This is a genomic window from Ancrocorticia populi, assembly GCF_003123745.1.
Taxonomy (GTDB): Bacteria; Actinomycetota; Actinomycetes; order Actinomycetales; family Actinomycetaceae; genus Ancrocorticia; species Ancrocorticia populi.
Genome location: NZ_QETB01000004.1, coordinates 141,574 through 167,789 on the forward strand (window position 1 = coordinate 141,574; position 26,216 = coordinate 167,789).

Genomic DNA, 26,216 nt, shown 5'->3' on the forward strand with positions numbered 1-26,216 from the left:
TGCGGGGTTGCGTCAACTCCCGGGTAGCCCGGCTCGGAGTTGCGTCAACTCTCTGGTACGGAGATTTACGACGACGACGTCTCCTCCAGCCCGCACCCACTTACGTACGTTGGTGCGGAGGCGAGGCTTCGTCGTCGCCCTCCAATTTACTCAAGTCTCTGGAAGGTGGGCCCTCTACGCGATACTCGGGCTCCTCAACCCGGTTAATCCGCGCGCCTTCCGAGAATTCTCCACGAGGCGCCAGATCATCGGGGTGAAGATCAGTTGCATGGACAGCTCCATCTTTCCACCGGGGACAACGATGGCATTGGCTCGAGACATGAAGGAACCCTCAATCATCGAGAGCAGATAGGGAAAATCGATTCCGCGAGGATTGGCGAAACGGATCACCACCATCGATTCGTCCAGTGTGGGTATCCATCGGGCGTCGAATGGGTTCGACGTATCCACGAGCGGAACTCGCTGGAAGTTTATATCTGTGTTGGTGAATTGCGGGCATATGTAATGGACGTAATCGGGCATACGCCGCAGGATCGTGTCTGTGACATCCTCGGTGGAGTACCCCCGCTTGGAGTGATCTCGGTGAATCTTCTGAATCCACTCGAGGTTAATGATGGGGACAACGCCTATGCACAAATCCACGTGTTTGGCGATATCTACATCGTCCGTTTTCACCGCGCCGTGCAGGCCCTCGTAGTAGAGGAGATCGGTTTGTGCTTCAAGATCCTCCCACGGGGTGAAGGTTCCGGGATCGCATCCGAATTCGAAAGCCTCATCTTCGTCATGCACATAGTTTCTGATCCGGCCGGTACCGTCTTTGCCGTACTGCTCAAAGAGTTTCTCTAAGCTAGTGAAATCGTTGGCCTCCGGCCCGAAGTGGCTGGGCGGAGCAATCCCCGCCGCCGTCGCCTCGTTAAACACTCGCTTCATCTCAAAGCGATCAAAGCGATGAAACGAATCGCCATGCACGATCGTGGATGTAATAGATTCGCGCCGGAAAATCTGCTCGAAGGTTTCCGTGACCGTACTTGTGCCAGCTCCGGAGGAACCGGTGATGGCCACAATGGGATGTTTGCGGGACATAGCTCCTCCTAGTGAAGAAAATACAAGGATCGGTTATGGAACAGTGGCGAGTTTGCTAGGCCCACGTATCCCTCTTCCTCTTCAACCGCATATCGCTCAATCAGAGACACGTCATAGCGCGCCCCAAGGATGATCGATGTCCGATAATCGAGTGAATCAGGCACCAACTCGCTCAGTGAGGCCGAGCCGCTAGACGCGCCGCCCCCTGCCTGTTCGATGATGGTCGCGAGCGCATCGGCCGCATGGAGTAGGCGCAGCCCCGGAGTGTCTGGAGCGCCAAGAGTACCCGGTTGGCTCTGCAACTCCGGCATCATGAAGAGCCCTCCATTGAGTAGGATCCGGTAAGTGCCGATGAGCGCGGAGTTATTCCATCGGATCTCGAGGCCACGCCCCTCGGAATCTGCTTCGGCGATGCGCTCATCCACGTATCGGGTGATTGCCGGCGGCCACTTGGGGCCGTTGGACAGATTGACCGCGAGGACATCCGAAGATTCGGGCAGTCTCATGTGCGGATGAGTCAGAACGAAACTGCCAATCCTCCGATCGAGGGTAAAACCGTCCACGCCCTGCCCAGTAGTCACGATCAGGACCGTGGATGGCCCAAGCAGTCCCATCCCGGCGCAAACCCGTTCGTTGTTCGGGTTAAGAAAATCCTCCATGCTCCCGTTGGTATACCCCGGTTCAGCGCGGCGCCTCACCGTGAACGTGAGGCCCACGGGTTGGTTTTCCACAAGCTTGCTCGATCCCAGATGTACCTCAAAGCACAACAGGTAGGGCGCCTGCGGATCCTCGGAAATCACGTGGATCTCACTCCCGCCTGCCTCGTCCGCCAACGCTACGGCCGCCACCTGCGGCAAGTTGGAGACCTGATCCAGAACCGTCTCGGTGGTACGCCGATAGAGTTCGCGCCGAAGCTCTGCTGGGTCTCCCGCCTGAGACGAATCCAGAACGAGCGGTCCACGGCTCACATCGGAAGCCAAGAGCCTCACGCACACAGCAATGGCATTGACGAGGTGCGTATATGGCGGCCCAGTATGGCCCTCCTCCGCGTCAGGCAGATAGCGTGTCAGGGTACAGGTTGCCATCGCTCACAGCCCCAGACGAGCTCTCCACCCGGGGAACAACTCATCGGCATCACCCGGGAAAGACTCAAAGGCACGAGCGAACTCATGATGGTCCTTTGCCCACTCCACGGGATCGGCGCCGGCCTCCCAACATGCATGTGCCTGACGGAGGGAGAGTGCACCGGCGGCGGGGCCGTCGATGTGGCCATAGGAGCCACCACCGGCCGTATTGAGAACGTTTGCGTGGCCGAGGTTCGTGAAGAAACCCGGAAGCCGGAGTGCGTTCATTCCACCCGAGACGATGGGCATCGTGGGCTTCATCCCGTACCACTTCTGGTAGTAGGCAGGGCCCTGATATTCGTCTCGTTCGATGATGAAGGCGGTTGCGCGATCGTCTGCCGCCCCTTCCATCTTGCCATAACCCATCGTCCCCACGTGAATGCCGGAGGCGCCCTGAAGGCGAGCCATCTTCGCCAGCACGTAGGCGGTGTAGCCGCGGTTAGAATTGGGTGATGTGACCATCCCGTGGCCGGCTCGATGGTAGTGCAGGAACTGATTCGGGAAGTGACGGCGTGCCGTGGTGATCATCCCGGGGCCGCCAACGAATCCGTCTACTAGGAACGCCACCTTGTCCGCATCGGGGCCAAAGCTCTCGAGTATGAACTCCCCGCGCGCCAGCATCTCATCGTGATCATCCGCGGTGATATTGGCACTGAACAACTTGGCCTCGCCCGTTTCGTCCATCGCGCGTTTCATGGCGTCATAAACCAGCGGAATGGTCTCCCGCAACGGCGCAAACACCTGATTACCCTGCGGTTCATCATTCTTGATGAAATCACCACCCAGCCAGAACTCATAGGCTGCCTTGGCGAATGGCTCGGGCCGCAGGCCAAGCTTCGGTTTAATAATTGTTCCGGCGATGTAGCCGCCGTTCTCCACGGGCTTGCCTAAGATCCTCCACAGATCCTGCGCCCCCTTTGCCGGCCCATCGAACAACTCAATCGCCCGTCGTGGCATGTAGAAGTCATACATTTTGGCATAGGCGATATCCCCCATGCCTTGGTTGTTGCCGATGGTCAGGGTCAGGAAGGACACCATCATCATTCGGCCGTCACGAATGTTCCGATCGAAGAGTCCAAGCGGATAGGCAATCCGAATCTCTTCGGCTTCTTCGTTCGCGTAATACACCAATGCGTCAAACCGCTTGGTGAAATCGTCCGTGGTGGAAACAACCACGTTTGTTCCAGTGGATGATTCCGCCGCAAAATGGGCGGCGGCCTCCAAGTAGCCGGTTCCCGCCTTCGGCTTGAATGTGTAGGCGCACAGAATGTGCTGGCCCTGATTAATTAGGTCCTCTTCACTGAGGTTGAGGTCCACATACCGTGATGACTGATCCATGAGCGAATCCCCCGTTCAAGTTCAATGTTGCGGTAAGCCTATGCGGCGGATATCACAGAACAGGGGACCTTTGGAAAGACGGGGTTAAGGCCCGATTTACCAAGGAAAGGAAGCATGGGTTCTAACCCAACTTCTGCCAACCTTTTGGTGTCAGTGTATGGTTTTTTAAACGATAGGCAAGCACGTGTTCCCAGCTATTGACACGATTTGTGAGACGTCTCCCGTATGCCATTTACGCCCCGCTCCAACTCGACTGGTGGCCAGTGGAGCCGCCTATACCGCCAGCGAACACCCGGCGCAGTGAATGCGCGCCTCGGCGCCAAGCGACTCAGTGGCGTGGCACGCCCCCATCCCAGAGGAACACAACGAGCTCGCCTCCGCCAAAAGTCCGAGCCTCTGAAAATGATCAAGCATCGTCTTGACGAATACTTCGCTCGTGTGACACTTAGCAGCCACAGAGGTAACGGTGTTGCCGCGAGAGAGCTCTTCCAGGACCCGCTCCGTCACGTCTCCACTCATGAGATGAACAGGCTTCCGATCTGGAAGATCGCGGTGGCTAGCACCCACGCGATCCCGAGCTGGGCAACAACCGCTACAGCCGTCTTCTTCCCGCCGATCAGCTTGGCCTGCTCGGCCACGGTGGCCATGCAGGGCGTATACGCCAAAACGAAAACGAGGAATGCAAAGGCCGCCAGGCCCTCGTAGCCAGCCCCGGCCGATTCACCGAGGGACTCCCTCAGGAGCTGAGGCAGCTTCCCCATATCGTCTCCATTGTCCTCCGCGTCCCCCGCATCTACCTCAGGATCAAGGTTGTAGGAGGTCACGATCGAGGACACCACGGTCTCTTTGGCTACAAAGCCCGTCATCAAAGCGCCCGTCATGTGCCATTCGCCAAATCCGGCGGGTTCGAATACTGGTTCAAGGACCCGGGCGGTGGACCCATATAGCGAATCCTCCATGGCAAGCTCGGGATCGGCGAAACCTTCATCCGCCCCGCTCATCGGCACGGCACCCATGAACCACACCACGAGGGTCATGAGCACGATGATCTTTCCGGCGCCGGTGACGAACGCCCATGCGCGCTGCCAGGTGGTGCGCAGAAGCACCACGAGCCGCGGGACTTGGTAGGCGGGCAGTACCAGCATGAGAGGCGTGCTCTCCTCGTCCTTCGTGATGAAGTGCTTGAGCACCCACGCACCCGCAACGATCAAGATGAATGAAATAAGGTACATCGCGAACACGACCGTGCCGGCATGCCCACCGAAGAACACCTTCCCGATCATCAAGTAGATAGTCAGACGGGCCGCACACGAGGTGTATGGAGTAATGAGGACGGTGACGAGCCGCTGCTTGGCGGACGGCAGGGTCCGTGCCGCGGCTAGCGATGGCAGGTTACATCCGAATCCCATGATGAGTGGCAGAATTACGCGCCCATCCAGCCCGATCCGTCGCATGAGCCGATCCCCAAGGAACGCCACGCGGGCCATGTACCCGGAATCCTCCAGCACAGAGAGCGCCGCGTAAATCACGAACATGAGCGGGAAGAAGCTGGCTACAACGCCCATACCCACGCACAGGCCATTGACGAGAATCGATTCGATCCATGTCCCGTCCGCCCCGAGCGCCCCAAGTATCCACGCCACGCCGTTAGCGAGGGAAATGGCACCTTCCTCCGTGGAGGAGAAAATTCCATCAAACCAGTCCTGAACCGGTCCCACCCATGAACCGGCCATCTGGAACAGGAGCCACAGCAAACCAAAGAAGGTGAGCGTACCCGCCAGAGGATGCAGCAAGAAGCGGTCGATCCTATCGGATCGAGAGAGCTTGACGGCATCCTTACGTGGCGCCCGCGCCCGCGATTCCACGCCTTCCACCCACGTGAATAGTGTGGCGGCGCGCTCCACCTCGGAGTCCCCGGCCGCCCCGTGCTGACATTCTTGGCAGGTACACGCAGAATCGGCGGCGTAGCCGGGGGCGTGCGGATCCGCCTGAAGCCCAGCAACATGCGGCCGGTTCTCCAACGCCGCGCTCACCATCGCGTCCACCGCTTGATAGCCGGCTCCGTCGCGCGGATCTACCGCCACCATGGGAATGCCGGTGGCGCGGGCCAATTCAGCAACGTTGATGGGTTCGCCGTTTTGCTCGGCCACGTCACTCATGGTGATGGCCGCCGCCACGGGATGCCCGGTTTGCGCGAGCTGGGCCAACAGATAGAGGGAGCGCGTGAGCGAGCCACCGTCCAGCACGGCCAGCACCAGATCGATTCCCAGCCCAGCGGCAGGATCGGTGAGCGAGCCCGGGGCACCAGCCACGGTATCTGTCACAACCTGTTCGTCCGGGCTTGCCGCGATCAACGAGTATGTTCCCGGTAGGTCCAGCACACGCAGCCCGAGGCTCCGCCACGTCCCGGCCATCACCGTCACGGTGGTTCCAGGCGCATTTACCACCTTTTGACGGGCACCGGTCACGTGATTAAAGAACGTCGATTTACCAACGTTTGGATTACCCACCAACGCGATGGTGGGCGTCGTTCCATTTTTGCGCATTGTGGTTGTAGCGGGGGCTCCACTTGGCCCGCAATTGGGACAGCTCATCGGCCCGCCACCGCGGTGGCACTAGCCTCGACACCACCGCCGCTGCCCGCAGCAATGACATCCGCGTCAATCAGCCGCGCAGACCTATGATCCACAGCCACCCGCGAACCCGCAATATTAAGGACTAGCCCACCGAAGCCCGCGTGCTGTGTCACAACTGCGTGCGCACCTGGGCGCACACCCAACTCTTGCATCCGAAGAATACTGCGCTCCGGCAACGCTACCGAAGTCAGCTCAATTCTGGTCCGGATCGGACAATCACAAAGCCTCATGTTCGTTAGGTTAGCCTTCTCATTCCTAACTCGAAACCCGTCGCGCCCGCTACGGCCAGATCAGCACCCAGAACGGCACAATTCGTTGGTTATCCGCTTCACATGTGAGGGTACGAAGTCCCTACTGGGGAGTATGTTTCGTCGTCGTTCCAGTTCTTTTTCCAACGACGACGAAAACGGGGGCGGCACCCACGTGCCGCCCCCGCCTATCGGTCCTAGAAACTAGGCTACATCGTTGCTAATCGCAGCGCGCCCAGCCTCCAACCGCGCAATCGGAACGCGGAACGGGGAGCAGGATACGTAGTCCAGGCCCACGGAATCGAAGAAGTGGATGGACGTGGGGTCACCGCCGTGTTCGCCACAAACACCGCAGTGGAGTTCGGGCTTCGCGGAGCGGCCGCGCGCCACGCCTTCCTTGACCAGCGCACCCACGCCGTGGATATCGATCGTCTCGAACGGAGAGATGCCGAACACGCCCGCGTCGAAGTACTCGTTGAAGAACGAGGCCTCAACGTCATCACGCGAGAAGCCCCAGGTGGTCTGGGTCAGATCGTTCGTGCCGAAGGAGAAGAAATCGGACTCCTTAGCGATGTCCTCGGCGGTCATGGCCGCGCGCGGAAGCTCGATCATGTTGCCAACAGGCAGATCAACCTCAACGCCGGACGCCTCAGAAACTTCCTTGAAAATCTCCGTTGCTTCGTCACGGACGATCTGAAGCTCGCGGACGGAGCCGATAAGCGGAACCATGATCTCTGGCTGGGGATCAAGTCCCTTTTGCTTGCAGGCTACGTACGCTTCTGCGATGGCGCGGATCTGAAGGGAGAACAGGCCGGGGATCTTCAGGCCAAGGCGCACACCGCGTAGGCCGAGCATCGGGTTCTGCTCATGGTTCGCACGAACAGCGGCCATGACCTTCTTCTCGTGAGCGGTGATTTCCTCGCCACGCTCCGTCTTGAGGGCCAACTTGATCGACATCTCGGTCAGGTCGGGCAGGAACTCGTGTAGCGGCGGGTCGATGAGGCGCACAGTGACGGGTCGGCCGTCCATTGCCTCGAAGATACCCTCGAAATCGCCCTTCTGGAGCGGGGTCAGAGCATCGAACGCTTCCTGACGCTCATCCTCCGTGTCCGCGAGGATCACGTTCTCAATGAGCTGGCGGCGGTCCCCTAGGAACATGTGCTCGGTGCGGCACAGGCCAATACCCTGAGCACCGAACTCGCGCGCACGCCGAGCATCCTCGGGGTTATCCGCGTTGGCGCGAACCAGAAGGTGACGCTTGGAATCGGCGCGGGTCAGAATGCGATCCACGGCCTCGACAAGTTCCTTCGTGGCATCGTCTGGGGAGGCGGCCAAGCCAGCCTCTAGACCGTGGGAAATATAGGTCATGACCGGGGAATCAACCACCGGTACGTTGCCTTCGAAGATCTCACCCGTGGTGCCGTCGATGGCGATAATGTCCCCGCGCTTGAACTGCTTGCCGGTGGACTTCACGTCAACCGTTCCTGCGGCCTCATCAACAACGAGGTCCTCAGCGCCAACAACACAGCACCGGCCCATGCCACGCGCCACGACGGCTGCGTGGGAGGTCTTGCCACCGCGAGCAGTCAGAACGCCCGTTGCGGCAACCATACCGGCCAGATCATCCGGGTTAGTTTCGCGGCGAACCAGAACTACGGAGGCCCCGGCGTTCGTACGCTCGATGGCCTGCTCGTTGTTCAAGACGATCTCGCCAACAGCCGCGCCCGGAGAGGCGGCCATTCCGCGTGAAATGATCGTCTTGTCAGCGTCCTTATCGAACTGCGGGAACAGGAGGGCGGTGAGCTGATCACCCGTCACGCGGGTGACGGCCTCATCCTGAGTAATGAGGCGCTCGTCCACGAGCTGGGCGGCCACGCGGAATGCGGCACCAGCGGTGCGCTTGCCCACGCGGGTCTGGAGCATCCAGAGCTTGCCCTCTTCGATGGTGAACTCAATGTCGCACAGATCGCGGTAGTGGGTTTCCAGCTTATGCATGATGCCCACGAGTTCGTCATAACACTTCTTGTCCAGCTTCTCGAGATCCGCGAGAGAAAGGGTGTTGCGGATACCTGCCACAACATCCTCACCCTGAGCGTTGACGAGGTAATCGCCGTACACGCCGGAGTGACCGGTGGATGGATCGCGAGTAAAGCAGACGCCCGTACCGGACTTATCACCCATGTTGCCGAACACCATGGTGCAGATGTTCACGGCGGTGCCGATATCGTTGGGGATGCGCTCACGGCGGCGATAGATGGCGGCGCGATCGGTGTTCCAGGAGCGGAACACGGCCTCAATCGCCAGATCCATCTGCTCGCGCGGATCCTGTGGGAAGGGCTTACCTGTGTCCCGAAGAACAACGTCCTTGAACTGCGCCACGAGCTCCTTGAGGTCCTCGGTGGTCATATCAAGATCGCCGGCGTAACCCTTGGTGTGCTGGAGCTCCTCGATGGGTTTGGAGAAGTGTTCTCCATCGATGTCCAGAACAGTCTTTCCGAACATCTGGATGAGGCGGCGGTAGGAATCCCAGGCGAAACGATCGTTGCCGGACTTCGCTGCCAAACCCTCAACGGATTCATCGTTCAGGCCGATGTTCAGAACGGTCTCCATCATGCCGGGCATGGAGAACTTTGCGCCAGAGCGCACGGAGACAAGAAGAGGATCCTCGGCTGCGCCAAGGGTCTTACCCATCTGCTGCTCAACTGCGCGAAGCTGTGCGGTTACCTCAACGTCCAGGCTCTCGGGGGTAGCCCCCAAGTTGAGGTAGCTGCGGCATGCATCCGTAGTAATTGTGAATCCTGGGGGAACAGGTAGGCCAAGGTTGGTCATCTCGGCGAGGTTTGCACCCTTGCCGCCGAGCAAGTCCTTCATGTCCTTGTTGCCCTCGGTGAATGAATAGACGTACTTCGTCATTAAAAAGTCCTCCGTCGGAGCTGCTTTGTATTCCGCTGGTGCGGGGCCACCCCTAAGGTTAACACTGACTATGGTCCCGGATATACCGGCCTGACCAAAGTATCGCTAGGCGATACGCTTGCGCAGCCCTCGGGGCGATCCGGAGCGCCGCAGAACCGGCACGTTCTTCTGCGAATTATCAAGGCAAACCGGGCCTTCTGGCCCAAGCAGACCTCGCTCAAACCGGCTGGAACAAGCCGGATCGCGGCATTTCCGCCTCTTGGCCACCCGCGAACCTCAGCAAACGCCCGGATGTCCCCTAGTGCAGTCCCGAAATTGTCCCATCGGCTGAGACAGAGATATCACAGGCCGAAGGTCTCTTGGGCAGGCCGGGCATGGTCATGATCGAACCCGAGATCAGCACGACGAATCCCGCCCCGGCCGAGAGCCGCACCTCCCGGATCGGCACATCGAAGCCGGACGGCGCACCTAGGACTTTTGGATCTGTGGAGAAGGAGTACTGAGTCTTGGCAATACACACGGGGAGGCGGCCATATCCGGCCTTCTGGAGCCGTGTTAATTCACGTTGGGCGGCCCGGGTGAACGTGGCACCTGCCCCTCCGTAGACGCGGCGGACCACGGTCTGAGCCTTGTCCTCCAACGTCGCTTCGTTCGAGTAACACAAGGTGGTGTGGCTCGGGCTCTCCAGCGCGCGCACGGTGGCATGGGCCAGATCGACCGCGCCTTCGCCGCCCTCCCCAAAGTGGTTCGAAAGAGCCACATCAACTTCCAGCTCTCCCATTGCCTCCTCGATCGCTGCGATCTCCGCCGGCGTATCCGCACCGAATTGGTTGATGGCTACGAGCACCTTCTGCCCGAACACCTCCTGAAGGGTCCTCACATGCTTGGTCAGATTGGGCATGCCGGCGCGCACTGCCTCCACGTTCTCTTTTTCTAGATCGGCCAAGTCTTGGCCGCCGTGGTACTTGAGAGCGCGCACGGTAGCCACCACGATCGAAAGATCGGGTGCCAGCCCCGCCTGCCGGCACATGACGTCAAAGAACTTCTCCGCTCCCAGGTCTGCCCCAAAGCCAGCCTCTGTGATGGCAACGTCTCCTAGCCCCAGCGCCGCCTTCGTTGCGATCACCGAATTGCAGCCGTGAGCGATGTTGGCGAAGGGGCCACCGTGCACAATCGCCGGGGATCCTTCAAGTGACTGCACCAGATTCGGCGCGAGTGCATCACGCAAGACCGCAGTAAGGGCCCCTGTCACGCCAAGGTCCGCCACGGTGACGTCGTCGCCCTCAAAATCTGCACCCACCACGATCTGGGAGAGCCTCTCGGACAGGTCAGTAAGCGACGTTGCCATGCAGAAAGTGGCCATAATCTGACTGGCCGCGGTGATATCGAATCCGGATTCGCGCGTTACGCCACCCGTGCGCCCACCCAGCCCCACTACAACGTCACGCAGCGCCCGATCATTGACGTCCATTGCCCGGCGAATGCAGATCGTCCGCGGATCGATCTCCACCGTTGCGAAATGCAGGGCGTTATCCACTACAGCCGCCAGCAGATTGTTTGCCTCGGCGATTGCGGCGAAATCGCCCGTGAAATGCAGATTAATGTCATCTGAGGGAATCAGCTGAGCCTTGCCGCCGCCCGTGGCCCCGCCCTTCATACCAAATACGGGGCCCATCGAGGGTTCGCGCAGCGCCATCACTGCGTTCACGCCGATCTGACGTAGGCCATCCGCCAGCCCTATTGTTGTGGTGGTCTTGCCCTCGCCCGCCGGTGTAGGCGAGATCGCGGTTACGAGAATCAGGCGCGAATCCCGCTCCGGCAGATCCAGCAGGTAGTTGAGATCGATCTTGGCCTTATCGGAGCCGTACCGCAGCACGGATCGCTCTGGAATTCCAAGTGAGGTGGCCACGTCGTTGATGGTTTTTGGAGAATTCAGCACGCTTTCATTCTAGGCCACCACGTAGCGGACTTCAGGCCGTTTTGGGGCTATTTCTAACGACGACGACGGATGCCAGCGCAGCTATTTACACGAAGAGGGCTCCCCAAAAGGGAAGCCCTCTTCGAACTGCTAGTCTCAGTCCTCTTCGTAGGAGCAGATCGCTGCAACCTTCGGAGCCGAATGAGATTCGGGATCGAAGGTGTAGTTGAAGAACTCCTTGGCGAGGCGGCGGGCCAGCTCAAGGCCGATCACTCGCTCACCGAGGCAGAGAACCTGCGCATCGTTGGATAGCACGAGGCGCTCAACGGAGAACGAATCGTGCGCGGTGGAGGCGCGAATGCCCTTTACCTTGTTAGCGGACATTGCAACGCCCATGCCGGTACCACAGATGAAGACACCACGATCCGCCTTGCCGTCCGCAATCATGCGTGCGGCGTTAACGGCAACGTGGGGGTAATCCACGTCTTCGCCCTTTGTGATGCCAGCATCAATCACTTCGTCGATCCGAGGATCCGCCTCAAGGTCAGCCTTGATAACGTCCTTGTAATCAACACCAGCGCTGTCGCCCGCGACTACTACACGGAAACCCATATCATTACCTTTCGTTGAAAAGCCTTACTTCCTCATTATCTCACTTTGTTGCCAGCTGGTCAGCCACCGTTCTCATAAGCATTGAGAACGAAATGGCACCGGGATCCGGAGTTCCCACCGATTTGCCGCCGTGCGTGCGTGCACGGCCCTTTTTCGCTGCAAACGAAGCGGTATCTGCGGCGGCATTCTCGGCCGCTGTTGCGGCCTCATCCCAAGCCTCAGCTAGCGGCTTGTCGCCAGCACCTTCGAGGGCGTCTGCGAACGGGACCGTTGCGTCAACCATCGTCTTGTCGCCTACAACCGCTCCGCCCATCTCCTCGATGGCCTTCGTGCCTCCTACCACGGCGGCAATGATCGCAGCATCGTCTACGGCTTCGCCATCGGATAGGCCGTTTCCAACGCGAGCAAGTGCTCCGCCCCAAAGAGCGCCGGCTGTTCCGCCTGCTCCTTCGGACCACGCTGCGCCCGCACGGGCCAGCAGAGTCTTCGATCCGGCTCCGGCCGCTACGCTCTGGCGGGCCGATTCAGCTGCGGCGGTTGAACCGAGCACCATGCCCTGGCCGTGATCGCCGTCCCCGGCAACCGAATCCATCTTGCCTAGGTCATGCTCCGCATCCCGCGTAGTCTTCTCGAGCGCTTCGAGGATGACCGCGATCTTCTTGGCTTGCTCAGCCGATTCCGGGGCACCAGCACTGGCTGCTTCCTCGGTCTCCGCGGTCACCTCGCGGCGGGTTGCACCGCTGTTCTCCACCGATCCCGAGCGGAAAGCCGGCGTATCAGCCGCTGCCAACCAGTAGCGCTCTAGGTCCTCATCGAGGAACGTGAGCGTGAGGGAAACACCCGCCATGTCCAGCGAGGTCACCTGCTCATCCACCACGGGGCGTATGATCTCGAGGCCCGCCTTGCGCAGCAGCTTAGAGATCCGGCTGTAGAGGAGGAAGAGCTCCTCGTACTTTGTTGCGCCCAGACCGTTCACCAGCACGGCTACGCGGCCGTCGTATCCGTCTTCTCCCCGGGGAGGCTCTTCTTCGAGGATCTTGGACACCAGCAGTTCGGCTAGGTCATCGGCCGTTCCCAGCTTCTCCGTCGCAATTCCGGGTTCGCCGTGGATTCCTAGGCCAAGGCCGAAGGTTCCTTCCTCCACCGTGAAGAGCGGCTCAGTGGATCCGGGCAAGGTACAGCCTGAGAAGGCCACACCTAAAGAGCGCGTCTTATCGTTGACGTGGCGGGCCACAGCCTCCACCTCATCGATCGAGTGCCCCTCCGCGGCCGCAGCGCCCACAACCTTAACTACCGGGAAATCTCCCGCGATGCCGCGACGCTGCAGATGGTTCTGCGGGGAATCTGAGGCGATATCATCAGTGATCTCGACGATTCGAATGTCGTATCCTTCGGCGCGCAGCTGCTCTGCTGCTTGACCGAAATGAAGCACGTCTCCTGCGTAGTTCCCGAACATCATCAGGGTGCCAGCACCGTTGTCCGCTGCGCGGATCACAGAGCGTGCCTGAGACGCGGACGGGGAGGCAAAGATGTTGCCGCATACCGATCCATGAGCTATGCCGGGGCCAACCCACCCCGCGAACGCCGGGTAGTGTCCCGAGCCTCCGCCCACTACCAGCGCAACCTCGGATTCGGGGCTTGCGGCGGTTCGGACAACGCCGCCGTGCACCGGCTGCACATACTCACTGTAGATCTCAGTGAATCCCTCAAGGGAATCCTTCGGAAACTCTTCCGGGTCATTCACAATCTTGGTCATCGTTTTCTCCTTGTTGTTTCATTGCTCATGCGTTGCGCACTTTTCGGATGAGTGCGAACTCATTGGTCTGATTGAAGCTCCTTTCAGCACATTTGAGACTCCGACCACAGTGGCTTGCGAGCCTACCGAATCTCGAGCGCTTGGCTGGCGAGGATGCGAGCGTGTTTGGCATCCCTAGCCTGGTTGATCGCCTCGGCGGCAGCCTCACATTGTCTAAAGCTAACCGCAGAGATCTGGGCGCCAACTGAGGAAACTGCCGAAGAGGCCATGGACAAGGACGTCACGCCCATGCCAAGCAGTACACAGGCCAGAAGCGGATCGGCGGCGGCCTCCCCGCATACCCCCACGGGCTTGCCAAGCTTCATGCCAGCGGCGGCCGTGTGAGCGATTAGTTGGAGGACGGCTGGCTGCCACGGATCCGTATATTCCGCGAGGTGAGGCGAGAGGCGATCGGCCGCCATCACGTACTGAGTGAGATCGTTGGTGCCAACCGAAACAAAATCCACGAGCTCCAAGAACTGTTCGGCCTGAACCGCCACAGCTGGAACCTCAACCATGATGCCACCAACCATCCCACGCCTGCGGACCTCCTCGGCGAACCATTCGGCCTCACGCAGGGTTGCCACCATCGGTGCCATAACCCAGTTCTTGCCGGGGTGATCCTTGGCTGCTAGCGCGATGGCGTCCAGCTGGTGTTGGAGCAGTTCAGGATTCTGGCCACTGGTGCGCAGGCCACGTACACCCAGAGCCGGGTTTTCCTCCTCCTCACTGTTGGCGTACGGAACAGGTTTGTCGGATCCGGCATCGAGTGTGCGGACAACAACCTTGCCGTCTTGGTAAGCGTGGAACACAGGCGCGTAGACCGCCGCTTGTTCCTCAATCGAAGGTTCCACAACCGTGTCCAAGAAACACATCTCCGTGCGGAACAGGCCGATGCCCTCGGCCTCACCGTGCGCTGCTGTTGTGGCGGTTGGCCCATCCTGAACATTCACAAGCAGCTCTGCGTGATGGCCATCCGTTGTTTGCGCGGGCCCACGCCACTCATGGATCTTTTCGCGCCACGCGTGATACTTCGTCACGCTTTCTTGGGCGCGCTCCGGGTCCGCGTTCCTAGTGATCTTGCCAAGGCCGCCGTCCAACAAAACAAGTTCGCCGGTTTTGACTTCCCTCAGCTCACGCATGGCTACGATGCACGGAATACCCAACTGCCGAGCAATAATCGCGGTATGGGATGTGGGCCCACCGAACTCCGTAGCTACACCAATAATGAGTTTCGGGTTCAGGCCCGCCGTATCAGCTGGTGCCAGATCGTCAGCAAGGAGAACAACAGGTTCGTCCGGAGTGGGAATACCCGGCTCGGGTTCGCCGAGGATTTCGGCAACGATCCTGTCCCGCACATCACGAAGGTCCGTCACGCGCTCGGCCATCATACCGCCGGCCTTTTCGAAGAGCGTCACGTATTTCTCGGTTGAACGGACAAGGGCCTGAACGGCTGGCAAGCCCGCCTTCATGATGTAGGACTGAACGTCCTTCTCCACGCCACGGTCCACCGCCAGCGCCGCGGACATCTTCAGTACATCGCCAGCAGAGCCAATCGTTGTGGCACTTCGCGAGGCCAGCCTGCTCGAAACCGTCTTGGCAGCTTCTTGATACTTGGCGAACTCACCCGCGCGTTTTTCCGTCGAAATCGAAGGGGCCTGAGTTGGAGGCACATCCGGCCGGATCACCCACATTGCAGGCGCGTACGCCATACCTGTAACCACTGGTGTGCCGTGAACGTCCGTACTCAACGTTCGATCATTTGTTTCTTCTTGAGTCATGGCAGCTTCCTCAACATACACTTACTGACGCCAGTGTAACCTATATCACCACCCATATTTCCCAGTATTATCAGGATGTATAGACGACCAGTCAGTATGACCTCGACAACCAAAATTGCTGAGTCCACTGTAAAACCGACAACAGGCGTTGACCCGCATGACATTGCAGGGATCATCCTTACTGGGCACGGTAACGGTCTCTACCTCGCAGACGAATTCGGCAACCAAGTGCGCAACGGCATCGTATCCAGCGATTCGCGCGCCCAGCCGATCGTGGACCGCTGGATAAACGATGGCAGCTTCCAGGAGAAGTGCCAGCCTGTTACCCTCCAGTCCCTGTTCGCTGGAGGCCCTCTGGCCATCCTTGCGTGGATCTCGGAGAACAAGAATCTTGCCCGGTCTTACAAGCTTCTCATGGACGAAGTCTGGTGCAAGAAGTATGCCAACCAGAGCCACATTCGGGACATGCGTAAGTGCACTGTGGGACTGGTTGGCGTGGGCAACATCGGCTCGCGTGTGGCGAAGCGCCTCGCAGGCTTTGAGTCTCGCGTGATCGCCTATGATCCGTACCTGCGGCCAGAACAGGTTGAGGAGCTCGGAATTGAGCGTGTGGAAACGCTCGAGGAGTTGCTAGCCCAGTCCGATTTCGTTTCGCTGCACATGCGCATTAGCGAGGACACCCATCACATGATCAACGCGGATGCTCTCGCGCTCATGAAGCCCACCGCTTACCTAGTAAACACGGCGCGCGCCGATCTTGTGGATGAGGAAGCCCTAGCCGGCGCTCTGTCCGACCACCGCATCGGCGGCGCCGCAATCGATGTGTACGCCGATGAGCCACTCGCTGAGGATCACCCTACCTCAGCCTGGACAACATCACGCTGACACCGCATCTGGCGGGCACCTCAGCGGACACGATGCAGGCCTCGGTGGAGATCGGAGTTGAGGAGCTGACGCGATACCTAAAGGGAGAGCCGCTGCACACCCTCTGCTAATTCCCCGGGATTGATGCTTCTATGTTTGTCAAGGTTGGGTGGGTGGGGTGTGGTTGAGTGTGCGGTAGGCGTGGCGGGCGAGGTAGCGTTTGAGGCAGCGGCGGATTTCACGGTCGGTTTTACCCTCGAGGCGGCGGCGAGCGACGTAGGCTTTGGTTTCCTCGTCGGTCCTCATTCTCGTTAACGCGATCGTATGGAAAGCACGGTTAAGCTGCCTGTCACCGCGCCTGTTGAGCCGGTGGCGCACGGTGTTGCCTGAGGAAGCAGGAACCGGGTTAACCCCGGCCAAGGCGGCGAACTTGGCCTCGGTTGCGATCCGGCCGGCATGGGAGAAAGACACGAAGATCTGGGCTACCGAGATCGGACCATATCCTTTCTCTTCCAACAAAGGCGCGGCTTCGCACTGGCGAACCAACGCCAGAATCTCCGCCCGGTTACTGTCCGCTTTCTTCTCCAACTGAAGAATCGACTGTGCGAGGTCGATCGCTTCCCTCATCGCGTAGAACACGGCAATATCCCCAGTATCGCGAGCCTGCCAGATAGCGATCGTCTTGACCTGTTTCATGCTGACGGCCTTGCGTACATCGATACCCAGATCATGGAAACGCATCAGTGCGGTTAACTGGTTTTTCGCACTGGTCTTGGCTGTTTGGATCTGGTTGCGGCTAGCCAGCAAAATGGCGAGGGCCCCGCGGATCCCGTCCGCGCGTGGATCCCTCAACTGGTCGATCTGACAGGCCAAGGTCGCTCGTGCGATCTTGCCGGCATCGAGCTCATCGCTCTTACCCTTACAGGAGGTGGCCGTCCAGGGGGCCTCGACTCGCTTGTAGCCGGCCCGGACAACGTGCCGGGACAGGTTGGCCCCATAGGTGGCGGTCCCCTCAATCGCGAACAGTGCCGACATGTCCCCACCGGTGTGTTTCCCGGCCCACGAGATAGCCCGATCCATCCCCGCCTTCGTGGCCGGGAACTGGCGAGTAGCGAGAATATCGCCCCTAGCGGCGGCGATACTGTAGACATGGTTTTTGGCGTGGCAGTCCACGCCTATGACAAACCCGTGATGATCTGCAACGATAGACATTGCGGTGATCCTTTCACTAGAACTGATAAAGAATGACCGTAGGCCGTTACCAGTCCGGGAAAGTTTCACGGCGGGATAATGCTGTAAAAAGTCACGCCCCTTTCGGGGTGGACAAGCTTCTAATCAAATCACCATCGTGGACCGGGCAGGTAGCGGCCACCCCCGAGTACTAGACGGACATATCAATCCCTAGACACCACCAAGAGTGGGTACAGCGTCAACTAGAGTCACGCCCAGCCCCAAGAACAGCCACCACCAACCCTGCCAGCCAGTCCCAGACCAGCCAACCCCATACTTACAGCGTCAACTCTCTGCTTGAGGCGACAGCGCCTCACTCCATTTCTGACGCAATTGCGGATGATGACACCCAGGGCGGGGCCGGTATGGCCCCGCCCTTTTGTCGTCGTCAAAAAGAGGCTGGGCCGAGAGCTCCTCGATGAGGCTAACCGTCCCACCCTGCTACACGTTCAGAACCTTCTGAACTCGTCCGAACAAATATGACATGCGCTAACGCACGAAGGTCGCCATGGGGCAGATTGATGAGGCTCTCGCGGACCATTTTGGGTAGCACGAGCATTCTCAGGAATCCCCTCCGAGCCTCTCCCAGAGTATTGAAAACACTACTTCCGAAGGTTGGAACACTTAGGATCCAAACACGCCCCAACCATTGACGGGCCTCAACAGTATCCTTGCACCGCTAAGTATCAGCTGCGGTGGCGATTGCGTATACCTTCCAGCATCAACAGCCGCCGCCGAGTCACTCAGTTTGCTCCGAAGATTGTCCGATTCCGCAATTGAGCATGCATGGTTTCGCGTCAGGGCGCATCGCCCTCCCAATAACGCTCCGCGTGCATTCACGCACGAAGTTATGCGGATCAACCGCCCAGAATGTGTTTGGCCATGGAAATAGCGGGGCGTCGAGGTCCCAAGCGGATTGTTACGTTACGGCAACCGGCTTTCGACCACATCGAGGATTCCCGGATCGCGTACAACGATGACAGCATCGTCCACGCTCGTAGGAGTCTTTGCGATCGTCGAAATCGCTACATCAATCGCGTCATCCAGAGGCCACCCGTAGATACCCGCGCTAATGAGCGGAAACGCTACGATCTCAGCACCCAGCTCATCGGCAACGCCAAGCGATCGCTTATAGCACGACTGGAGCAGCGCCCGATCCTTCTGACCCGCCCGATAATTCGGCCCGACTGTATGGATGACCCACTGGGCAGGCATGTTTCCCGCGGTAGTCCATCCCGCGTCACCCGTAGGCAGGCCGTTCGGAAAGCGCGCGATACAGTCTTTCAAGATGGCCGGCCCTCCCGCCCGGTGGATGGCGCCATCTACGCCGCCTCCACCTCTCATCTGATTGTTAGCGGCGTTCACAACGGCGTCAACGTCCTGCTCAGTTATATCTCCAAGTACTGCTGTGATCGCGACCATAGTTCTAGTGTACGAGCGCAAAGACGATCGTGGGCGGGAACCATGGACGCTCCCCACCTCCACACTGGGACTATCGGCAAATCCCGATAGACCGTCCGTATCTAGATATCGTGATGCTCAGCGGCCGAACCGGCACGCTTCGGCCGCTTAATTCTTGAACCGTGACGAATCCCGCCCCAAACCGTTCCGAAGCGTTAATTCAGCCACGGAAAATCTCGTTGTGAGTTACAACTGCCGCTACCGGTTGCCACTGTCTCAACGGAAACTGTGAGCTGAATCAGCCGTAGCCATTCCCAGCTCGTGGCAAGCATCAAGAACCTGCCGATCACCAGAGACCATCGTTGTCCCTTCGATCAGTGCGGCACCGGCCACGTGCACTGCATCGAAGCCTCTCAAGGGAAACCGCCTCGCGAGGCCAGCGGCAGTGCCGATCAGCCGGCTATCTACATCGATGAAATCCACACCTGTCAGAAGGCGATCTCCTTGCGCTTGCGCAGCGGCATACTGCTGATCCGTCAATCTGTGGAGCCTCCGCGCCTTCGCGAGTGCCGCCGCCGTTTCCACTATCAACAATCGGGTGGCGATAACCCTGCGTGCTGCGTGCCAGATTTGCACACACCGGGCAGTCCCCAGCTCGTCAATCACAAGAGGAACGAATGTCGACGTATCGAAGTAGGCAGTGCCGTTATCCGCGCTGCTCAGCAACAAGATCACTCACCGTCCCCGTACCTTTCACAGGTGCGGGTTCCGGCCTAGAGATGGCTATTGCGGGAGTGATCACACCCGATTCAACTAACCGATGCCAGCCTGCACCGTCTTCGATCGGGACTAGCCGAGCAACAGGCTTTCCGCGATCTGTAACAACCACTTCATCGCCTTGAGCAACCGTACGAAGATGCTCGCTCAAATGCGCCTTGAGGTCACGTACACCAACTACAGTCATCTTTCCCACCCCAACAATGTAGTCACTTAAGAAGATATTAGCTGACTACATCGTCGCGAATCTATATCCATTCGCGAGACTCCCCGTTTTGGGTTGCCAGTGCCGCTGTGAGTTGCCAGTGTAGTGGCATCCCACAGCGCTAAGCACAACCCAAAGAGCTAAGCCCAACCCACAGCGCCAACCACCCCGAATGAGACCGCGTCAGCTCCCGCCCGCCCGCACAACATTGGCCCCGCGAGCCTCGAGATCACTGACGATCTCGGGATCCAGATCCGCTTCAACGATCACGCCATCATAGTCAGCGGCATCCGCCACGCGGTAGAGGGCGGAGCGGTGGAATTTCGTCGTCGTTACTAGTAAGTAAGAGGTACGTGCGGTACGGCGCATCGTATCCTTATACTCGGCCACATTTTCGTAGGGGTGATACACAACGCCGTCGGTGACCGCGGCGGCAGAAAATATCGCGACGTCCGCGCGCATCCGGCCAAGCATATCGATAGCGGCTGGCCCAAAATTCGCGTCTAAATGCCGATCGTACTGGCCCCCGATCGTGATGAGGTCCCAACGGGGATTCTCAATCGCCAACTGGCTGATCTTCCAATTGTTCGTGATGATGGTCAGGGAGGGAATGTCCGCGAGGGCGGCGATCGCGGAATACGCGGTGGAAGAATCGTCGGTCAGAACGGACATCCCGCGCGAAACATAGGGACGCATGGCCTGCGCAAGCGCTGCCTTTTCCTCAATGTCGTGTTCCATCCGGTATCGCATCGAGGTTTCCGAGAGCGTTGTGGCAACGGCTGTCACTTCGCCGCGAAAGCGATCGATGATCCGCCCGCTCTCCAGATCATGCAGGTCCCGATATAGCGTCATGGGCGATACGCTGACGATCTGCTGTAGATCATCAATCTTCACCGAGCCGTGTTCCAGCACAAACTCAGTGATGGCGCGCTGCCGCTCCTCTTTGTTTTGTGGCTTTGGCATGTCCGTTCCGTTGGCTAGGTGGTGACGTTGGGTTTTTCCCGACGACGACGAACCACTTCCCTCCCCTCACAACCATCTGCATGTCAGTGCATGGTAGGTGCTGGAATTTGCAAGTGGTAAAGGGGGCAGGTGCTGAAAGTGGCGGGGTCGGAACCCCGCCACTTTTCAACTAAATGGTCTTACTTGAGGCCGCCGAAGAACTTGTCCCACGGCATCTCGAGCGGAGCATCTTCAGCCACAACGGAGTACAGGAAGCGGCAGAGGGGGTATTCCTCCGGGCCGATCACTCCACGTTCGGTCAGTGGCTTGAGGGCTGCACCAATCACGTTGATGGCGGCAACGCCTTCGAGCGTTACGCCCTTCATCAGGCGATCGCGCACCTCGGAGAAGGGGACGCCTTCGCCAACGAATCCGCCGGCCTTGACGTTGCGGCCGCCAGCGGAGGTCACGTACATATCGCCAACTCCGCCAAGCCCGGTGGCTGTATCCGGGTTGCCGCCCATGAGCTTGATGAAGGAGGTCAGCTCGCGTTGCCCCTGTGCAAACACCGCTGCCGAGTAGTTGTACATGACGTAGCGGTCATTTTCCTTGCCCGCCTTGCGGAGCATGCCATCTGCGAAGCCAGCCGCGAACGCGTATACGTTCTTGGTGGCCGCACCCGTCTCGTATCCATCGAAATCGAGCGAAGTCCACACATGGTAGTAATCCGTGCGGAAGAGGTTAGCGATAAAGTCCAGATCGTCCTGATCGTGTCCGCAGAACACCACGCATGTGTCGTGATGGACTGCAAGCTCGCCAGCGATCGAAGGGCCGGTGATGGCGTTCCAAGAGATCTGCTCTGCGAGTTCCGGATCAAGGTAGGACTTGATGACATTCGGAAGGAGCTTGAGCGTGCCATCATCATCGGCGCGCATACCCTTCGTGATAGTCAGGAGCTTCTGTCCCGGCTCTAGGAGATTGGCCAACTGCTCGCCGGCCCACTCAATTCCGAAGGAGTTCACACCGCACATCACAACGTCCGCGCCGTGAACAACCTCAGCGGCTTCCTCAAGCTGATGGGCTGTCACGCCATCGTTGACCTTCAGGCCAAGATCCGGATGGACGCCAGTCTTCTGGATCGAATCGATGATCTCGCGGTCAAGGAAGGTTCCGATGAGGTGAACATCGTTTCCATTTTCAGAGGACGGGAAAGAGAGGGCCGTGGCCATGATTCCCGCGCCAAGTACTGCGATCTTTGCCATTTTCTGTACCTTCTTATTCTTTCTGTTCCTATTTCTTGTTTGACTGAGCGTAGATCCGCTCGAAAAGCGGGGCAAGGGCCGGGTAGATGTCCTTTTGGATATCCGCCCACTGCCCGTATGTCTCGTACGCCTCCATATTAGGTTCGGTGCGTTCAATGAAGGTGGCCATGGCTTCGGAGGCACTCTGCACATCTGAGTAGGCACCAATTCCGGCCATTGCCATCATCGCCGCACCCTGAGCACTTACCTCCTCAACGCCGGAAACAACCATGGGCAGGCCCGTAGCGTCTGCAATGATTTGGCGCCACAGCGGACTGCGGGATCCGCCACCCGTGCAGCGGAGCTCGCGGATTTGGCGGCCCGTGGACGCCTGCACACGTTCTAGGTTCTCGCGCAGCTCAATGGCCATTCCCTCGAGGATCGAGCGGTACACGTGGGCCCTTGTGTGGGCCGAGCCAAATCCCACCATCATACCCTTGGCAAAAGGGTCCCAATGAGGAGACTGCACGGCGTTCCAGTAGGGGACAGTCAGTAGGCCGGCGCTTCCCGGTTCAATGCCGGCGGCTGCCTCGTCCAGTTCTGGATCGAGTGCTCCATCCAGAAGTGGGTTTCCCAATTCCTTGCGGAACCAGTTGGCCAGAACCGAGCCTGAATTTTGAACAATTTCGAGCACGTAAGAACCTGGGATGCCGCCAAGAAGGGTGCGGTAGGCCGGCGAATACTGATACTCAAATGAGTGAACGCCGGAGACAATCGAAGTTCCCACGTTGACGTAGGCGAGGTCCTCCGCGATCGCGGCGGTTCCTAATCCCGCGGCTTGGCCATCGCCCACACCGGCAACAAGTACCACGCCCTCGGGCAGGGCCCATGAGGAGAGGAGATCCGGGGCGATAGGACCGATGATCGAGGCTGGTTCTGCAAGGTCAGCCATTTGGTCACGCCGTACGCCAGCGATATCTAGGAGTTCTGGAGAATAGTCGCGGCCTGCGATATCTAGGAGGTTGAGGGTATCTGCGCTGCCCATGGCTGAGACCCAGCGGCCAACGAGCTTCTTTGCTAGGTAAGCGTGGACATCTACAACCTTGTCGGCAGCAGCTAGCACTTCAGGCTCATGGCGGGACAGCCATGTCATTTTGTAAAGGGCTGGAGTGGTATCCGCGGGCTTGCCCGATAGTTCGTGGATATGGGGCGATCCGAATTCTTTGATCTCTTCGCCAGCCCGGGAATCCAGCCACAAGACGGCGTGGCGGAGGGCGGCACCGTTTTCATCCACGAGGGCGAAGGATTCTCGCTGATGAGTGATGCACATGGCGGATACGCGCGCACGGTCTTCGACGCTCAGGCCGGCGGCAGCTTGGGCGATTGCCGTTGAGGTGGACTCCCACCATTGGGCTGGATCGTGTTCGTACTGATCCATCGCCGGGGTGAATAGATCGATCTCTGCCTTGCCGGAGGAGAGAACCTCACCCACTTTATTAACAACTACCGCTTTGGTTGCGGATGTTGACGAATCGATAGCAATGACTAGTGGTTCCGTGGTTTTAGATTGTTCCTTGGTCTCAGACATTGCAACTCCTTCGTTGGCCGTGAGGTGAGCCGGCTGCCGTGGTAGCTGACCGTGCCGGCTCATTTGTATGAGAATGCAGCGGATTGAAGAGGCCCACTCGCCACCAGACGAGTGGGCCTCTTCATCTGCTAGTGCTGGCCGTACACGTTTTGGTATCGGTCATAGAGCGAATCGATGTGCTCCTGAGCAACAGGAACAAGCGTGCCGATTTGCTCTGCCGCAGCTACGGTACGAGCCACCTCTTCAACCATGACAGCCGCCTTGACGGCACCCGTGGCGTTCTTGCCGATCGTGAACGGCCCGTGATTGGCCATGAGGACCGCAGGGGATCGCGATTCACGCAGCGTTTCAACGATACCTCGACCAATCGAATCGTCACCGATGATGGCGAACGGGCCTACGGGGACTTCCCCGCCGAACTCATCACCCATCATCGTGAGGACGCACGGGATGGGCCGATGCACCGCGGCGAAAGCCGTGGCATATGTAGAGTGGGTATGTACCACGCCACCAACCTCGGGCATGTGGCGATACACGTAGGCGTGTGCCGCTGTATCCGAGGATGGCGAAAGGCGATCCGGCGTTCCATCAACGATCTTGTTGCCGTCCAAGGTGCATACCACCATGGCGTCCGCAGACAGCTCGTCGTAGCGAACGCCCGACGGCTTGATAACGAACAGATCGGCACCCGGCACGCGGCTGGACACGTTCCCTGCCGTCCATACCACGAGGTTATTGGCTGGAAGCTCCGCGTGGAGCGCCGCCACCTCCTCCCGAGTGGCCTGAACGGCGTTCTGAATGTCCTGCGATAGTTCTGAAAGTACCAGTGTCATTCTGCTACATACCCCCGTTGCTCTTCGAATACCTGAAGCTTGATGTCCTTCAGACGGTGCATTGGCGATTGACCGTTGTAGCGTCCGAAGTAATCGTGCATTTCCTTATAGATGTCGTACAGCGCATCATACTTACGGGCTCGATCCTCATCGGGTACGTATGCGTGATGCTCCACGTTTGCCATTGCTTCAGCCGCCGCGTACACATCCGAATAAATGCCAGCAGCCACAGCGGCAAATACGGCCGAACCGAGTGCCCCGGACTGCTCCGAAAGCGAGACGGTGATCGGACGGCGGGTGATGTCGGAGAACAACTGCATGTAGAACTTGTTCTTCAGCAGGCCACCAGCCGCGACGATCTCATCGATCGCAATACCGTGATCCTCGAAGTTGTCCACGATCACACGGGCACCAAAGGCCGTACCTTCCAAAAGGGCAAGGTACATCTCATCGGCCGTTGTGGTTAGCGTTTGGCCCATGATCAAGCCCGACAGGTGTGCATCGGCAAGGATTGAACGGTTACCGTTGTGCCAATCAAGGGCCACGAGGCCATGTTGGCCAACGTCTTGAGCCGCGGCCTTCTCTGCGAGAAGCTCGTGGATGGAGACACCGCGGCTATCCGCTTCCTCGTAGAAGGCTGCGGGGACACAGTTGTCGATAAACCAGGCGAAGATGTCACCCACGGCCGTTTGGCCGCCCTCGAATCCCCAGAGGCCGTCAACTGCGCCACCGAGAACCGTTCCGAAGGTTCCTGGGCAATCGTGGTATTCCTTGCCGTTCACCACGTAGCAGGACGAGGTACCCATGATTGCGGTGAGCTGACCGGGGCGAACTGCGTTCGTGCCAGCAACCACCACATGCGCGTCAATGTTGCCGGATGCAACGGCTGTCCCAGCGGTCAGCCCCATCAGCTTCGCCATGTCCTCGGTCAGCTCGCCAACCTTGCCGCCCAGCGGAAGGACCTCGTGGCTCATCTTGTCATCAAACACATGGCCAAAGCCCGGCTTGACGGCCTCAAGGTACTCGTAGGAAGGATACTTGCCATCCTGGAACATCCGCTTGTAACCGGAATCGCCCTCCGCGTATGTTAGGTTGCCCGTCATCCGCCAAGTCAGCCAATCGAGGAGATTCACGATCTCGTCTGTGGCCTCGTAAACCTCTGGGGCAACCTCGAATACCTCGAGGGCCTTGGGCAGGAGGAGCTCCGAGGAGAGCACGCCACCGTAACGGCCGAGCCACTTTTCGCGGCGCGCCTCAGCAACCTTCACCAGGCGATCGGCCTGATTCTGGGCACCGTGATGCTTCCACAGCTTCACGTATGCATGAATGTTGTTCTTGAAATCCGGCTTGTTACACAGCGGCTCGCCCTCTTTATCCGTGAAGAAGACGGTTGCAGACGTTGCGTCCACGCCAATACCCACGATATCGGCTGGATCAACGCCGGCATCCTTGACAGCTCCCGGGACCGCTGTTGCAAGTACCTCAAGGTAGTCATCCGGATTTTGCAAAGCGAACTCGGGCGGCAACGGCTGGTTGTCACCGGCCGTTAGGGTGCGGTCCATAACCGCATAACGATATTCCGTGACAGCCGTACCCATCTGCTTACCGTCGGCGGCATCTACCACCACGGCTCGCCCAGACAGGGTACCGAAATCAATACCTACAAGGTACTTGTGATCGGACATAG

General features: G+C 59.0%; 21 protein-coding genes. 1 reads left to right on the forward strand and 20 read right to left on the reverse strand.

Going from position 1 to position 26,216, the window contains the following annotated elements; all coding sequences use genetic code 11:
* Positions 1 to 174: 174 nt before the first annotated feature.
* The 11 genes from DD236_RS07785 to ptsP form a co-directional block, all read right to left on the reverse strand.
* Positions 175 to 1,083: a phosphoribulokinase gene (locus tag DD236_RS07785; protein ID WP_109093823.1), complete on the reverse strand. Its 909-nt coding sequence runs from the start codon at positions 1,081 to 1,083 to the stop codon at positions 175 to 177.
* An 8-nt stretch (positions 1,084 to 1,091) separates the two neighbouring features.
* Positions 1,092 to 2,168: a hypothetical protein gene (locus DD236_RS07790; protein ID WP_109093824.1), complete on the reverse strand. Its 1,077-nt coding sequence runs from the start codon at positions 2,166 to 2,168 to the stop codon at positions 1,092 to 1,094.
* A gap of 3 nt (positions 2,169 to 2,171) precedes the next feature.
* Positions 2,172 to 3,545: a ribulose-bisphosphate carboxylase gene (locus DD236_RS07795; protein ID WP_109093825.1), complete on the reverse strand. Its 1,374-nt coding sequence runs from the start codon at positions 3,543 to 3,545 to the stop codon at positions 2,172 to 2,174.
* Between the two features lie 273 nt (positions 3,546 to 3,818).
* Positions 3,819 to 4,052 (reverse strand): hypothetical protein, encoded by a 234-nt coding sequence (locus DD236_RS07800; RefSeq protein WP_109093826.1) that lies wholly within the window; start codon positions 4,050 to 4,052, stop codon positions 3,819 to 3,821.
* Positions 4,053 to 4,060: 8 nt separating this feature from the next.
* On the reverse strand, positions 4,061 to 6,055 hold the full coding sequence (gene feoB, locus DD236_RS07805) for a ferrous iron transport protein B (protein ID WP_341476532.1): 1,995 nt from the start codon (positions 6,053 to 6,055) through the stop codon (positions 4,061 to 4,063).
* Between the two features lie 80 nt (positions 6,056 to 6,135).
* A complete protein-coding gene (locus DD236_RS07810; protein WP_109093828.1) occupies positions 6,136 to 6,411 on the reverse strand; it encodes a FeoA family protein in 276 nt (91 codons plus the stop codon).
* A gap of 222 nt (positions 6,412 to 6,633) precedes the next feature.
* Complete coding sequence (gene ppdK, locus DD236_RS07815; RefSeq protein ID WP_109093829.1) at positions 6,634 to 9,342, reverse strand: pyruvate, phosphate dikinase; 2,709 nt, start codon at positions 9,340 to 9,342, stop codon at positions 6,634 to 6,636.
* Positions 9,343 to 9,640: 298 nt separating this feature from the next.
* Complete coding sequence (locus DD236_RS07820; RefSeq protein WP_243410112.1) at positions 9,641 to 11,281, reverse strand: formate--tetrahydrofolate ligase; 1,641 nt, start codon at positions 11,279 to 11,281, stop codon at positions 9,641 to 9,643.
* Positions 11,282 to 11,416: 135 nt separating this feature from the next.
* Positions 11,417 to 11,872 (reverse strand): ribose-5-phosphate isomerase, encoded by a 456-nt coding sequence (locus DD236_RS07825; protein ID WP_109093830.1) that lies wholly within the window; start codon positions 11,870 to 11,872, stop codon positions 11,417 to 11,419.
* Between the two features lie 40 nt (positions 11,873 to 11,912).
* A complete protein-coding gene (locus DD236_RS07830; RefSeq protein WP_109093831.1) occupies positions 11,913 to 13,628 on the reverse strand; it encodes a dihydroxyacetone kinase family protein in 1,716 nt (571 codons plus the stop codon).
* Positions 13,629 to 13,750: 122 nt separating this feature from the next.
* Positions 13,751 to 15,448, reverse strand: coding sequence for a phosphoenolpyruvate--protein phosphotransferase (ptsP, locus tag DD236_RS07835; RefSeq protein ID WP_243410121.1), 1,698 nt, complete (start codon positions 15,446 to 15,448; stop codon positions 13,751 to 13,753).
* 96 nt (positions 15,449 to 15,544) lie between these two features.
* Between ptsP and DD236_RS07840 the strand changes: the two genes are divergently transcribed.
* Entirely contained in the window at positions 15,545 to 16,333 is a 789-nt protein-coding gene (locus DD236_RS07840; protein ID WP_207785748.1) for an NAD(P)-dependent oxidoreductase, read from the forward strand.
* 138 nt (positions 16,334 to 16,471) lie between these two features.
* On the opposite strand, the gene DD236_RS07845 is transcribed toward DD236_RS07840, so the two are convergent.
* From DD236_RS07845 to DD236_RS07885, 9 genes are all read right to left on the reverse strand, one after another.
* Complete coding sequence (locus DD236_RS07845) at positions 16,472 to 17,533, reverse strand: IS110 family RNA-guided transposase (protein WP_165819885.1); 1,062 nt, start codon at positions 17,531 to 17,533, stop codon at positions 16,472 to 16,474.
* A 933-nt stretch (positions 17,534 to 18,466) separates the two neighbouring features.
* The gene (locus DD236_RS07850; protein WP_109093833.1) at positions 18,467 to 18,964 is read right to left on the reverse strand and encodes an O-acetyl-ADP-ribose deacetylase; all 498 of its coding nucleotides are present in this window, start codon (positions 18,962 to 18,964) and stop codon (positions 18,467 to 18,469) included.
* Positions 18,965 to 19,219: 255 nt separating this feature from the next.
* Positions 19,220 to 19,672, reverse strand: coding sequence for a type II toxin-antitoxin system VapC family toxin (locus DD236_RS07855; RefSeq protein WP_165819862.1), 453 nt, complete (start codon positions 19,670 to 19,672; stop codon positions 19,220 to 19,222).
* A complete protein-coding gene (locus DD236_RS07860) occupies positions 19,650 to 19,907 on the reverse strand; it encodes a type II toxin-antitoxin system Phd/YefM family antitoxin (RefSeq protein WP_109093835.1) in 258 nt (85 codons plus the stop codon). The genes DD236_RS07855 and DD236_RS07860 overlap by 23 nt, the downstream gene beginning before the upstream one ends.
* 201 nt (positions 19,908 to 20,108) lie before the next feature.
* Positions 20,109 to 20,888: a DeoR/GlpR family DNA-binding transcription regulator gene (locus DD236_RS07865; RefSeq protein WP_109093836.1), complete on the reverse strand. Its 780-nt coding sequence runs from the start codon at positions 20,886 to 20,888 to the stop codon at positions 20,109 to 20,111.
* Positions 20,889 to 21,067: 179 nt separating this feature from the next.
* Positions 21,068 to 22,129, reverse strand: coding sequence for an NAD(P)H-dependent glycerol-3-phosphate dehydrogenase (locus DD236_RS07870; protein WP_109093837.1), 1,062 nt, complete (start codon positions 22,127 to 22,129; stop codon positions 21,068 to 21,070).
* Between the two features lie 28 nt (positions 22,130 to 22,157).
* On the reverse strand, positions 22,158 to 23,696 hold the full coding sequence (locus tag DD236_RS07875; RefSeq protein ID WP_109093838.1) for a xylulokinase: 1,539 nt from the start codon (positions 23,694 to 23,696) through the stop codon (positions 22,158 to 22,160).
* A 128-nt stretch (positions 23,697 to 23,824) separates the two neighbouring features.
* Positions 23,825 to 24,529 carry an L-ribulose-5-phosphate 4-epimerase gene (locus tag DD236_RS07880; RefSeq protein ID WP_109093839.1) on the reverse strand — a complete coding sequence of 235 codons (705 nt, stop codon included), beginning with the start codon at positions 24,527 to 24,529 and terminating at the stop codon, positions 23,825 to 23,827.
* Entirely contained in the window at positions 24,526 to 26,214 is a 1,689-nt protein-coding gene (locus DD236_RS07885; RefSeq protein ID WP_109093840.1) for a ribulokinase, read from the reverse strand. The genes DD236_RS07880 and DD236_RS07885 overlap by 4 nt, the downstream gene beginning before the upstream one ends.
* Positions 26,215 to 26,216 lie beyond the last annotated feature (2 nt).